The organism is Parabacteroides merdae ATCC 43184 (genome assembly GCF_025151215.1).
GTDB lineage: Bacteria > Bacteroidota > Bacteroidia > Bacteroidales > Tannerellaceae > Parabacteroides > Parabacteroides merdae.
Genome location: NZ_CP102286.1, coordinates 322,321 through 335,878, shown reverse-complemented (window position 1 = coordinate 335,878; position 13,558 = coordinate 322,321). Strand labels below are relative to the sequence as shown.

11 protein-coding genes are annotated in these 13,558 nt (G+C 45.8%); 4 read left to right on the top strand and 7 right to left on the bottom strand.

Annotated elements, in window-relative coordinates; genetic code table 11:
• Positions 1-10 precede the first annotated feature (10 nt).
• Positions 11-535: a histidine phosphatase family protein gene (locus tag NQ542_RS01240; protein ID WP_005641133.1), complete on the top strand. Its 525-nt coding sequence runs from the start codon at positions 11-13 to the stop codon at positions 533-535.
• Positions 536-555: 20 nt separating this feature from the next.
• On the opposite strand, the gene xpt is transcribed toward NQ542_RS01240, so the two are convergent.
• The 5 genes from xpt to NQ542_RS01215 form a co-directional block, all read right to left on the bottom strand.
• A complete protein-coding gene (xpt, locus tag NQ542_RS01235; RefSeq protein WP_005641135.1) occupies positions 556-1,122 on the bottom strand; it encodes a xanthine phosphoribosyltransferase in 567 nt (188 codons plus the stop codon).
• Between the two features lie 2 nt (positions 1,123-1,124).
• Complete coding sequence (locus NQ542_RS01230) at positions 1,125-2,495, bottom strand: nucleobase:cation symporter-2 family protein (RefSeq protein ID WP_005641137.1); 1,371 nt, start codon at positions 2,493-2,495, stop codon at positions 1,125-1,127.
• Between the two features lie 18 nt (positions 2,496-2,513).
• A complete protein-coding gene (locus tag NQ542_RS01225) occupies positions 2,514-4,382 on the bottom strand; it encodes an endonuclease/exonuclease/phosphatase family protein (RefSeq protein WP_005651241.1) in 1,869 nt (622 codons plus the stop codon).
• Positions 4,383-4,477: 95 nt separating this feature from the next.
• Positions 4,478-5,500, bottom strand: coding sequence for a threonine aldolase family protein (locus NQ542_RS01220; RefSeq protein ID WP_005641139.1), 1,023 nt, complete (start codon positions 5,498-5,500; stop codon positions 4,478-4,480).
• Positions 5,501-5,598: 98 nt separating this feature from the next.
• On the bottom strand, positions 5,599-6,108 hold the full coding sequence (locus NQ542_RS01215; RefSeq protein WP_005641140.1) for an RNA polymerase sigma factor: 510 nt from the start codon (positions 6,106-6,108) through the stop codon (positions 5,599-5,601).
• 261 nt (positions 6,109-6,369) lie between these two features.
• On the opposite strand from NQ542_RS01215, the gene NQ542_RS01210 reads away from it, so the two are divergent.
• Entirely contained in the window at positions 6,370-7,752 is a 1,383-nt protein-coding gene (locus NQ542_RS01210; protein ID WP_005641141.1) for an NfeD family protein, read from the top strand.
• A 22-nt stretch (positions 7,753-7,774) separates the two neighbouring features.
• Here the strand turns inward: NQ542_RS01210 and NQ542_RS01205 are convergent, their stop codons facing one another.
• Entirely contained in the window at positions 7,775-8,413 is a 639-nt protein-coding gene (locus tag NQ542_RS01205) for an AlbA family DNA-binding domain-containing protein (protein ID WP_005641142.1), read from the bottom strand.
• 71 nt (positions 8,414-8,484) lie between these two features.
• Here NQ542_RS01205 and NQ542_RS01200 point away from each other — a divergent pair, with 71 nt between their 5' ends.
• Positions 8,485-10,752 (top strand): cation:proton antiporter, encoded by a 2,268-nt coding sequence (locus tag NQ542_RS01200; protein ID WP_005641143.1) that lies wholly within the window; start codon positions 8,485-8,487, stop codon positions 10,750-10,752.
• 35 nt (positions 10,753-10,787) lie between these two features.
• Positions 10,788-11,573, top strand: coding sequence for a 3-deoxy-manno-octulosonate cytidylyltransferase (kdsB, locus tag NQ542_RS01195; protein ID WP_005641144.1), 786 nt, complete (start codon positions 10,788-10,790; stop codon positions 11,571-11,573).
• 64 nt (positions 11,574-11,637) lie between these two features.
• On the opposite strand, the gene yidC is transcribed toward kdsB, so the two are convergent.
• Entirely contained in the window at positions 11,638-13,554 is a 1,917-nt protein-coding gene (gene yidC, locus NQ542_RS01190) for a membrane protein insertase YidC (RefSeq protein ID WP_005641145.1), read from the bottom strand.
• Positions 13,555-13,558 lie beyond the last annotated feature (4 nt).

The following is a 13,558-nucleotide window of genomic DNA, read 5'->3' as shown; positions in this document are numbered from 1 at the left end:
AAAAACAGATATGAGCCAGATAGAATTGATCCTGAGCCGCCACGGCGAGACGGAAGAAAACAAATTGCATATTATGCAAGGCCAGCTCCCCGGCCATCTGTCGGAACTGGGCAAACAGCAGGCCAAAGCATTAGCAGAAACGCTGGACAAGGAGAAGTTGGACGTGATCGTGTGCAGCGACCTCGCACGTAGCTACGACACAGCAATGGCCGTCGCCCGGCAGAAAGGATTGCAGCCGGTGGCGACTCCTCTTCTTCGCGAAATGGATTGGGGCATATATACCGGGAAAGTAGCGGATGAGATGGATTTTACGACACTGCCGGAAAGCGTGGAGACTATAGAAGCCCTATACAAAAGAGCGGGAGATTTTGTCGACTTCCTGAAAAAGGAGTTTCCGGGAAAGCGGATTCTGGCGATCGGGCATGGAGGCTTCAACCGTGCCATCGTCGTGCAGCTGGAGAAACTGCCTCCTGAAAAGATACTGAGTTTACCGATCATGAAGAATACGGCATGCATGCGTTTCACGCTGCCGTAATCTCCCAACGGCTTAAATCATTAGCGGATGGTGATCGTGCAGTTTTCCAGGCTGTCGATAATGGCAAGGCTTTCTACACGCACGTCCGCTTCGTTCAGCACATCGCGTCCCTTCTGGAAAGCTTTTTCGATGATAAAGCCCATTCCTTCCAGCTTGGCACCAGACTGTTTCACCAGGTCGAGCACGCCCATTGCGGCATTGCCATACGCCAGAAAGTCGTCAATAAAGAGGATACGGTCATCGGCAGTCAGAAAGTTGTTACTGATACACACCGTGTAATCGCGGTCTTTCGTAAACGAATGGACAACGGTAGACAACATATTCTCCATCGTCTTCGGTTGTTTTTTCTTGATAAAAACGACAGGCAGATGCATGATGTATCCCACCATAATCGCCGGAGCGATACCACTTGCTTCTATCGTCACGATCTTATTGATATCCGCATCCCGGAAACGGTAAATAAATTCTTCTGCCACCTTATAAAGCAACATGGGATCCATCTGATGGTTAATAAAGCTGTCAACCTTTAAAATCCCTCCCGGAAAACATCTGCCATCCTGCAGAATACGTTGTTTTAGTAATTCCATTTTTATTCTGTTTTATCTTCTTTGACTCGTATCAATACATTTGCAATAATAGCGGCAAGTCCACCGGTTGTGATCCCGGACGAAAAAATACCCTTTACAGCTTCCGGCGCCGTATTCAGGATATCCGGCATCAGCTCCACTCCCAAGCCAAGCGAGAGGCTGACCGCCAAAACCAAAGTCGCCTTCCGATTGATTTCCTGCGATGCGATAATCCGTATGCCGGCAGCCGCAACCGTACCGAACATCAATAAGGTCGCCCCACCCAACACCGGGTCAGGCATCAAGGAAAAGACAACACCGACAACAGGGAACAACCCTAACAGCACCAACATACCGGCGATATAATATCCGACATACCGGCTGGCAACTCCCGTCAGCTGGATAATACCGTTATTCTGCGCAAAGATCGAATTGGGGAAAGAATTGAAAATCCCGGCAATAAAGGAGTTCACTCCATCTGCCAGCACGCCGCCCGAAACACGCTTCAGGTAGTCCTCTCCTTCTATTGACTTTCCTGAGATCATCGAGTTGGCCGTCACATCGCCGGTAGCTTCGATCGCCGTAATCAGATACACCAGGCCAATAGCGACAAAGGCGGAGAAATTCAGGTCCAACCCATATTTGAAAGGCATCGGGATATTGAATCCCATCAGGCTTTGCGAAGAAGCCGCCGCCATATCGACCATACCGAGAAAGTAGGCCAGCGCATAACCGATGCACAACCCCAATACGATCGAACTCATACGAAGATACTTGTTCTTGCAACGGTTAAAGAACAGGACACTCAGCAACACTGTCGCCGCCACCCCTATATTCCGGATGCTCCCGAACGTCCCGTTATCCATCGCACCATAGCCGCCGCCACATGAAACGACTCCAACCTTGATCAAGCTAAGTCCGATCAGCAGCACCACGATGCCCGATACCAGTGGAGTTATGATAGAACGCATATACTTGAATGTCCGGCTGATTACCATCTCGATCGGGGCTGCCGCAATACACGCCCCGAATATAAGGGGCAATCCTCCTGCCAGTCCGGCCGTTATGATCGGACCGATGAAAGAAAAACTCGTTCCCTGGATACAAAGCAACTTCGCCCCTACCGGACCAATCCGGCGACACTGTATGAATGTCGAGACGCCAGATGCAAAGAGTGCCATCGAAACCAGAAAACCGGTTGTTTCGAGATCCAGCTTCAAGGCTCCGGCAATAATCAACGGGGGCGTAATGATCGCCACAAAGATCGCCAGCAAATGTTGTAAAGCGGCAAACAGGGCTTCCTTAAAAGGGGGACGGTCGTCTATACCATAAATCAGATCGGTCTTTTCGACCGGTTCAATCGTTTCTTCCTGCTCTTCCAGGTTTAGTTTCATATCTTTACTATTCGTCTATTATAAATTCAGTTCTTTTAATGTTTCTCCTTTAGCATTCAGCACACGAAGAGTCATCTCCTTCCCTTTCTTCTGCAAAATCATCACCGTAGCTCCATCCATCCGGTAACCGCCACCCACTACGACAGGATAGTTGTTTCCGTCAGCACCTTCAGGGATATAAGCGAAACGATGAGTATGCGCATTGATACTGACAGCGAACGGTGCTTTCTCAAGGATCGCTCCCCACTCGTCCCGGCAAGGATTATACGAATCATAGTCCTCTCCTTTCCCAAAGATGGGAACATGATGGATCAGCACCCGCTTAGAGGCTTTCTTGAAGGCTCTGGACGCCAACTCTTCCTTGAGGAAACCCGCCTGTGCCTTACGCAGGTCTGAAAAATCATTCAGCCCATAATAGACCCAATGCGTATCCGGTTTGTCTTCACCGCAATCCAGCATGACGATACGCGTATCGCCCCAGTTGAAAGCTCCGTAGGTTTTATCGCCCACATAGTCGAAAAGACTGCGCAGGCCGATCGAATAGGCATTGCGTATCTCATGGTTGCCACGGATATAGAACACAGGGACCCGGTCGGCTCCGACCGTTTCGTTCAGCTCACTGAGGAAACAGGTTGCCTCGTCATGATTGGCCGGATCATCGATGCAGTCACCATTGAAAACGACAAAATCATATTTCAAATCCTTCACCTGCTTATACAGTGCCTGCAAAGTCTCGGAATGTTTATGCAGGTCGTTGAATATAATGGCCGTAAAATCGGTGTCCGTCGTAGTAGGCAAGGTAAAAGTATGGAAATCGGAAACGGCAGTTTCTCCAAACACTTTCTTATAAGCCTGATAGAGCATGATTTCCTGCGAACAAACCCGGTAATAATAGGTTTTTCCCGGTTCCAGTCCGTCCAGTCTGATTTTATTTTGCAGATCGTTGCAGATCACCTGCCCATCCACGATCGTACGAGCCTTCTGCAGGTGCTCCTTATCGGTTCCGTATTCCACCCAGCTATAAGTCGGGACGGTAGTCTGCCACATGACCGTAATTCCATTTCCTACAGGATTTTGCAGATAGGGCTCCGTACGGAATATCTTGCCCGCAGGCTGATTGAAGATAATATCCGTGATGATCGGGCGGTGGTCGGAAGCGGCCGGCTCATCCCATACACGGGATGAGATGCGGGTAAAGGCAGTCGTATCTTTCGCATAGGCCGCAATATAATCTATAGTTTCGTCGGGGTTATTCGCCGGGAAAGTCGGCTTCTTCGTATCCGTCAGGATCACAAAATCGTTCTGCAGTTGCCGGATAAACTCCGAACCGGGATGTGCATTCATATCGCCGGCTATAAAGAAAGGCTTGTTTGCCGAAGCCGCCACCTGCCTGATGACCGGCAAGGAAAGCATCCGGTCTTCCTCGGTCAGCGAAAGGTGCGTACAGCAATAAATATACTTTTCAAATTCTACGACAAGCAGCGCACGGGCTTCTTCCCTTCCAGGCAGGGGCAGATAACGATAGCCAAGAGGCTTCTCCTTGCTCAACATGCCGATACCATATTTCCCTCCATCGTAATCAATTGCCGGGGCATACATATGATGCATCAGGGTGAGTCCGGCAATTTCCCGCAAGACGTCTTTTCCTCCACTACGGCCTGTCACACTGTCGATCTCCTGTACTGCCACGACATCGGGACAAACTTTATTGATCACTGCCGCCGTACGCCGAAAGTCGGTCACATCGTCCATTCCTCTACCGTTACGGATGTTATAACTCATAATGCACAAAGTATTATTCTCGCGCTCGCTTCTCTCCTTCGAGTAGACTTTTCCCAATGGCAACAACATCATCAATGCCGCCGCCAACCAAACCGCCTGTTTCATTTTATCGCCGGATTTATAGATTAGGCCACAAAAGTAACAACTTTCCATGAGTCCGGCAAGATAAATCCTCATCAGGAAACCCATAGGGGTAGCCGTCAACCAAACACGACGTCCAACGTCCGTATCATATCGTCAATATCCTCTTCCGTCGTGTCCCACGAAGTGACAAATCGGGCTTCATTGATTTCCTCATTCCACATATAGAAGAAATATTTTTCTTGCAACTTCTTCAGCGGTTCCGTGGGAATGGTAAAGAAAAGCTGGTTGGATTCTACTTTCTGGGTAAACCGTATCTGCGGATATTTTTTCAAAGCTTCAGCCAAGCGATAAGCGCTACTATTTGCTTTCCGTGCGTTTTCCAACCACAGGTCATTTTCCAGATAAGGAATAAACTGACAGGAAAGATAACGCAGTTTGGAAGCCAATTGGGCAGATTGCTTTCTGAAATACTGCAAATTCTCAGTTATCTCAGGACGGAAAGAAACCACAGCCTCTCCCATCATCATCCCATTCTTAGTTCCCCCGAAACTCAGGATATCCACCCCGGCATCGACGGTCACCTCCCGCATCGAACAATTCAGATAAGCACAGGCATTCGCCAAACGTGCACCGTCCATATGCAGATACATGTTATAAGAATGCAACAGATCAGCAATCGCTTTGACCTCCTCGATCGTATAAATCGTCCCCAACTCGGAAACCTGTGAAATATAAACAGCTTTCGGTTGCGAATGATGGCAGACACCGAAATTATGCAGACGAGGTTTGATCAATTCCGGCGTCAGTTTTCCGTCCGGAGCCGGAATCGTCACGATAGCACAACCAGTCATACGGGCAGGAGCACCACACTCGTCCACATTGATATGAGCTGTTTCAGCGCACAAAATACTATTGAACGGACGTGTCACAGCCTGCAAAGCTACAGTATTCGCCCCTGTTCCGTTAAAAACAAAAAAAGGCGATGCCATTTCGCCAAACACTTCTTTAATTTTCGCAGTAGCTGCTGCTGTCCAGGGATCGTCACCATATCCTACAGCATGGTTATCGTTCGCCTTTATCACGGCATCCATCACCAAAGGATGAACACCCGAATTGTTATCACTTGCAAAACTTCTCATTTCCGTTTAAAATTTTGAGCCAAAAGTAATAAAAATAAACGGGAGCACCCCTTGGATACTCCCGTTTATTTTTTCACATATTTATTTTAAACTTCACCTCAACTTCGATGAAAATCTTTCAAGACTTTCTGCAATTCCTGACGAGCGAAGAAGATACGGCTTTTAACCGTTCCCAGAGGTACACATAGCTTCTCTGCAATTTCATTATACTTGTAACCACTCAAAAACATGGAGAACGGGATTTTCAACTCATCGTTCAGGCTGTTTATCGCTTTTGTTATCTCTTTGATTTGATAAGCACCGTCAGGAGAATCAAAACCTGAGTCATTCACTACATCCAGATTATACAGGTCGACACCCTGGTCAACGACAGTCTGTGTACGAACGATTTTATGGTAGTTGTTTATGAAGATATTACGCATCACAGTTAAGACCCATCCTTTGAAATTAATATTATCTACAAACTTTTCCTGATTGTCCAAAACTTTCAGCGTTGTGTCTTGCATCAAATCCTGGGCGTCATCCCGATTTGCGGTGAGCATTAATGCAAAATTCATCATGTTTTCTTGCATGCTCAATAATTTTTTCTGAAATTGCAACGCATTCATATTACTTATTTTTTTATATGTTTAATACCGGTTTGGCATTATCCTTCACCATTGAAGGACATTACAAATGTAGGAATAATATTTTAAATACAATGCGGTTTGATGATTATTAATATTAAAAATCGTAACTTAATACATTTATAACAAACAGCATTGAAAATGAGCAGTATTTACAAGTTTTGCAACAACTAAAATACAAAATTCACAACATGTATGTTACAAATTCGTACAACATGTAAAAGAGATGGAGAATAATATAAAATGAAGAAAAATTTAGGACTTTTTTTAGCTATCATATTGGTTCAGATAGCTCCATTTATATCAGCGGCAGACACCTTGTACCCGTTAATATATAAAATCGATATAAAAAAAGAGATAAGCAACACCACACGCCTGTATCTTAGCAATGGTTTAGCGGAAGCCTACGCTTTGGGTGCAGACGCCGTCCTGATCCATATGAACACATACGGCGGCCAGGTAGATGCTGCAGACTCGATGCGTACGGCTATTTTGTACAACCCCATCCCTGTCTATGTCTTCATCGACAACAATGCGGCTTCTGCTGGGGCGCTCATTTCCATCGCATGTAAAAAAATTTATATGCGGAAAGGTGCAAATATCGGGGCAGCCACCGTCGTGAACCCAACAGGGGAAGCAATGCCAGACAAATACCAATCCTATATGCGTTCCATGATGCGTTCGACAGCCGAAGCGCATGGACAAGATACAATCGTCCAAAAAAACGACACCTTATACAAATGGAAACGAGACCCGTTGATAGCCGAAGCGATGGTAGACGAACGGGTTGCCATTCCAAATCTGATAGACACAGGAAAAGTCCTTACTTTCACAGCACAGGAGGCTCAAAAGTGGGGATATTGCGACGGTATAGCAGAAAATCCGGATGAAGTAATCACGCAATATTTGGGATATAAAGATTACAAAATGAAAAGTTATATCCCTAGTTGGCAGGACGATTTAAAAGGATTTTTGATGAATCCTATTTTTCAGTCTATTCTGATCATTATTATCATCGGCGGTATTTATTTTGAAATGCAAACGCCAGGACTGGGCTTCCCTTCTGCGGCCTCCCTGCTGGCGGCAATCCTCTACTTTGCACCACTCTATATAGATGGGCTGGCGGCAAACTGGGAGATTCTGGTTTTTATCATCGGCATTCTATTGCTCGCAGTGGAAATCTTCATCATTCCGGGATTCGGGGTTGCCGGAATTAGCGGTATCATATTGATTATCGGCGGCCTAGTCATGGGCTTACTGAACAACGATCATTTCGATTTCGAAGGAGTCAGCGGAAAAGAGATCGGGAAAGCGACATTGACAGTCCTGGTCGGATTAGTGACAGGCTTCAGCCTGATGATCTGGCTGTCTAATAAAATCGGACATCGGGGAATGTTCCGGAAAGTCGCGCTAAATACAGATTTGGAAAATGCGATATCATCCCCTGATTTATCTTCGTTAGTCGGGAAAGAAGGTACAGCCGCAACCGTATTGCGTCCTTCCGGGAAAGTGTCGGTCGACGGAGTATTTTATGACGGGATTTCCGAATCAGGCTTTATAGAGAAAGGGGGCAAAGTCAAAGTTGTCCGTTTTGAGAATGCACAAGTGTATGTGGAAAACCTTTAAGACACGGCCGTTTTGGCACTTTCTACGCAGGGACGCGTTGATATAAGATATGCTTGTCTATTACAAGGTATTGCAAGGTGTTCATGGCCAGGAGATCGCTCAGAATGTTTTTCGCGATATAATAATTGATCCGCCCGATCCGGCAAAACTGGCTGATATTGATATGGGGATGATCATCCAGATAAGCAAACAAACGTTCCACAGGTTTGCTTATCTTCAATAAAGTCCCGTCCGGTTTATGCTTTTTCTGCCAGGCAAGCACCAACACTTCATTTGCCAAAATATTTTCATCGGCGACCCTTATGTAGGCTTTAAACTTATCATCCTTATCGGGAGCGGTATGCGGTTTATCCGGACTGGGGGCGATGTACACCTCAAGAACCGTTTTGCCGTTCACCTCCCAGCGTGTCGCCTCAAAGGGGACTTCCGGGCGGGTATACATCTTGGAGGCCGCTTCAATCATATAATATTCTTCTTCGCTTCGGACACCGGAGATATTCCCGTTATCTTTCACACCGATCAGGAGACGTCCACCGTCGGTATTGGCAAAAGCACTCAGCGTACGCGCAATCTTCTTACTGTCGCTCACTTCGAATTTAAAATCAAGTTGTTGGTGTTCCCCCTGCTCTATCAACGCTTCTATCGGATGCATCTTCTTCATTTTGGCAATTTTTTAGATCGGCAAAATTAAAATAAATACATAACTTTGCCAACAGAAAAAACAATGAAAGCATGTCTCAAATACCTTCTCTTATATCGGATCTTGCTGTCATACTGATTTCAGCGGGATTGGTCACCTTGCTTTTCAAATGGTTAAAGCAACCGGTCGTACTCGGATATATCGTAGCCGGAATTCTTGCCGGTCCGTCTATCACGCAAATACCGACTGTCACGAATATAGAAAGTATCCGTATCTGGGCGGATATAGGCGTAATCTTCCTCTTATTCGCTTTAGGACTCGACTTTAGTTTCAAAAAGCTGATGAAAGTCGGCGGAACAGCTGTGATCGGAGCTATTACCATCGTGATAGGCATGATGACACTTGGCTATACTACCGGATTATCTTTAGGTTGGGGACATATGAACAGCCTTTTCCTCGGGGGAATGCTTTCCATGTCGTCTACAACCATTATTTTCAAAGCGTTCGACGATATGGGACTACGCAATCAGAGGTTTGCCGGAGTGGTCTTCGGAATCCTTGTTGTCGAAGATCTGTTTGCCGTTTTACTAATGGTTTTACTGTCTACATTGGCAGTCAGTAAACACGTAGAGGGAATGGAACTGCTCAACAGTGTGATCAAACTGGGAGTCTTTTTGCTTTTCTGTTTTGTTATCGGCATTTATCTAATCCCCTCTTTTCTAAAAAAAGCCAGGACTTTCCTGAATGACGAGACCTTGTTGATCGTCAGCCTGGGATTATGCCTCGGAATGGTTATCATTGCTACGAAAGCTGGTTTTTCTTCCGCTTTGGGAGCTTTCGTCATGGGATCTATCTTGGCAGAAACCATTGATGCGGAACATATCGAACATATTATCAAACCAGTAAAAGATCTTTTTGGAGCCATATTCTTTGTCTCTGTCGGGATGTTGATCGATCCGGCATTGCTGTGGGAATACAAAATTCCGATCCTGATTCTCACGTTGGTCGTAATGACCGGACAAATATTATTTGCCAGCTTCGGGGTCTTGCTTTCTGGACAACCGGTCAAGATTGCCATACAATCTGGTTTTTCTCTCGCTCAAATAGGCGAATTTGCTTTTATCATTGCATCGTTGGGGCTGTCATTAGGGGTAACCGATAATTTCCTCTATCCTATTGTCGTAGCGGTTTCAGTTGTCACGACTTTCTTTACGCCTTACATGATTCGTATGGCAGAACCTGCATGCCGGGTTGCCGACCGGATCATACCGAAGTCATGGATGAAATTTCTCGAACGTTATTCTTCCGGTTCCAATACCATACATCAGAAAAGCGCCTGGAATAAACTGTTGAAGGCGCTGATCCGCATAGTCGGCACTTATACAGCCGTTACCCTTGTCCTGATCTTTATCTGGCTTCAGTTCATAGCTCCTTTTATCATGAAAGAACTTCCGGGCATACGGGGAGCGGGCATCTCACTCGTTCTGATCCTGCTACTAATAGCTCCCATGCTGCGTGCGATCATGATGAAGAAGAACCATTCCGCCGAATTCCAACAATTATGGCTGGACAGCAAGTACAACCGGGGGCCATTGGTTTCATTGGTCATTTTGCGTATTATATTATGTATCGGCCTAGTCATGCTGCCCGTCGCCCGTTTGTTGAATGCTACAGTCGGTATCGTACTGGCGATCGCAGCAACCGTCATCGTTATTGTCATTTTATCCAAACGGCTGAAAAGACAATCCATCCTGATGGAACGACATTTTTTCAGTAACCTCTCCGCACGAGAATTGGAGAACGAGCGGAAAGCTCCGATCAACCAACGGTTTGCCAACCACCTACTGGAACGCGACCTTCATTTAGCCGATTTTGAAGTAAAGCAGAACTCCCCCAGCATGGGAAAAACCTTGAAGGAACTCAACTTCCGCCAGAAATGCAATGTCAACATCGTAACGATCATTCGGGGAGAACAGCGGATTAATATTCCCGGAGGAGAAGAACGTCTCTATCCATTTGACAAATTGGTAGTAGTCGGTGCAGATGTCGATCTTGAACATTTCCGCCAATATCTGGTCGAGCGATATAAAAAGGCCCAAACCGACAAGGAGCAGACGACGCATGAAGTCAATATGGAACAATTCACCATCGCCGAAGGATCCCATCTGATCGGGCGTACAATTCTGGAATCAGGCATACGGGACAGGTCTGCCTGTCTGGTCATCGGTATCGAACGAGGTTCCTCTTCCATCAAAAACCCATCTCCTTCAACTGTTTTTGAAGAGGGGGATATTGTATGGATTGTTGGAGAACATGAAAAAGTCGTTCAGTTAAGCGAAGGAAAAACGGTGAACAATTGACAATTTCATAAATCATAAATTATAATTCATAAATCATGAAGTTTATAGGAATAATTCCTGCACGCTACGCCTCTACCCGCTTTCCGGGGAAGCCACTTGCCGATTTGGCAGGCAAGCCAATGATCCAACGGGTATACGAACAAGTCCAAAATGTGCTTGATGCAGTTTGCGTAGCTACGGACGATAACCGTATAGAAGCAGCCGTCCAAGCTTTCGGCGGCAATGTCATCATGACATCCGACCAACACAAAAGCGGTACGGATCGTTGTTATGAAGCGTATTGTAAAATCGGAGATGGATACGATGTGGTTGTTAACATACAAGGTGACGAACCTTTTATCCAACCGGAACAGATCGAAATACTAAAAGCATGTTTCATTGATGACAGCATCCAAATCGCCACCCTGGTAAAACCATTCCGCCCGGATGATGATTTCGAAACGACCTTATTCAACGCCAATTCACCGAAAGTAGTTTTGAACAAGAAGAATGAGGCTATGTACTTTAGCCGTTCGATCATTCCTTACATGAGAGGCAGGAAATATACCGAATGGCTGCCGAACCATACCTATTACAAACATATCGGGCTATATGCTTACCGCGCCGACACACTCAAAGAAATTACCCATTTACCCCAATCCCCTCTGGAACTGGCTGAAAGCCTGGAACAACTGCGCTGGCTAGAAAACGGCTACAAGATTAAAGTTGGAATTACCCAGCAGGAAACAATCGGTATCGACACGCCAGAGGATATGGAAAAGGCATTGGCCTTCTTGAAAAATAGGGAGTATCAACCGACTAATGAATCGGCATCCGCATAAAAAGGAATGCCGGTTGCTCTCCAAAGCAACCGGCATTCCTTTTTATCCCATCAGATTCGACTTCTCAACGGCGACGGTTATTCTCCCGCTGTTGTTTCTGTCTTTCCAACTGGGCCTGTTGAGCTTTCTGGGCTTCTTCCAAACGTTTCATGAAACCAGACTTCTTCATCGGCTTTTTCTTGTTTTCTTCCAACTTGGCCAACAGCTTATCTTCGTTAATCGTATAACGGAAAATTACAGTCTGCAAAATCGTGATCAATGTGGAGATGAAGTAATAGTAGGTCAAACCGGATGCATACTGATTGAAGAATACCAACATCATCAGCGGCATCATGTACATCATCGCCTTCATTCCCGGCATCTGCTGCTGTCCAGTGTTCGTCTGATCCATATTGAACTTCGTATATATGATGTTCGTTACGGTCATCAACAAACAGAACAAACTGATATGATTTCCGAAGTACGGTGTAATAATAGGAATATATGTATTCCAGCTTACAATCGCATCATAAGTAGACAAGTCGTGTGCCCAAAGGAAACTCTGGTGACGCAATTCTATAGCCGACGGAAAGAACATGAACAGAGCGACCAGGATCGGCATCTGTAACAACATCGGAACACATCCTGCCATCGGACTCGCTCCGGCACGGCTATACAGTTCCATGATCGCACGCTGACGCTCTACCGCCTTATCCTGTCCTGGGTATTTAGCATTGAGCTCTTCTACCTGCGGGCGCAATACACGCATTTTGGCCGATGACATATAAGACTTATACGTCAACGGAAACAGGATCAATTTTACGATAACCGTCAGCAGGAAGATCAACAAGCCGTAGCTATGAATAAATTGTCCGAGGAAATTAAACAACGGAATGACGAAATACTGGTTCACCCAACGGAAAATACCCCATCCCAGCGGAACGATCTTTTCCAAATCCAGTTGGTCGGCTTTCTCTACATCATCATCGTAAGATTTCAACAGAGAGAACTGATTGGGACCAAAATAGAAACGCATATCCGTCGCTTCGTTACCCTTCAAGTCGAAAGGTACGGAAGTCGTCGTCTTATACTCTTTCAGGAAAGAACCGTCTTCAGGCAACATCTTCGAATCGATAGTTGTCGACTCGAATCCTTCGTTTCCGGCGATCAGGATAGAAGAAAAATACATGTCTTTATAAGCGACCCATTTCAACCGGTTAGACAATTGTTTGCTGTCGTTCTTGGTTTCGCTCAGGTACTCCACATCGTCGGCCATAAATTTATAGTACACTGTTGCATAACGGTCTTCAAACTTACGCCCCTTTTCCTGCTGGGTTATTTTTTGTTGCCACAACAAGTCCAATGCAGTCGTACCTGGCGACAGTACACCATTCAGGCCAGTTCCCTTAATGGAGAACTGCAACATATAATCGTCCGGTTTTAAGGTATACATAAAATCCAGATGGCTGCCTTCGCCCGTATTCAGACGCATGGTAATACTGTTCCGGTCATTTCCTTTTACAGGGGTAAAATACAAATCACCGGTATTTACCACGCGATTATCAGCCGTAACCAAAGTAAAATCGAACTTCGAGTCCTTTTCATCGAAAAGCACTAAAGGTTCACCTTTATAATTATCGTATTTTTTCAGGCGGACATATCCAATACGCCCTCCCTTATTGGCCAAACGGACTTCAATCAGCTCGTTTTCCAAAACAGTGGAACCCTCCTCTCCAACCATTGCATCGGCGAAAACGCCAAACGTGTTCTGTAAACGGGCAAGCCGTACAGAATCGGGCAAGCCGGCCAGTTCGTCGTCCGCTTTTGCTTCTCTATTCAATTCTTTCTGCTGTTCCAGCTGCTTTGCATATTCTATCCGGGCTATCGAATCCTGCATCCGGCGCTGTGCTTCTATCTGCTCCGGCGTAGGCTGATTCAACCAAGTAAATACAATTAAGACAATTCCAATAAGCAGGAAACCTATTATCGTATTTTTATCCATCTAT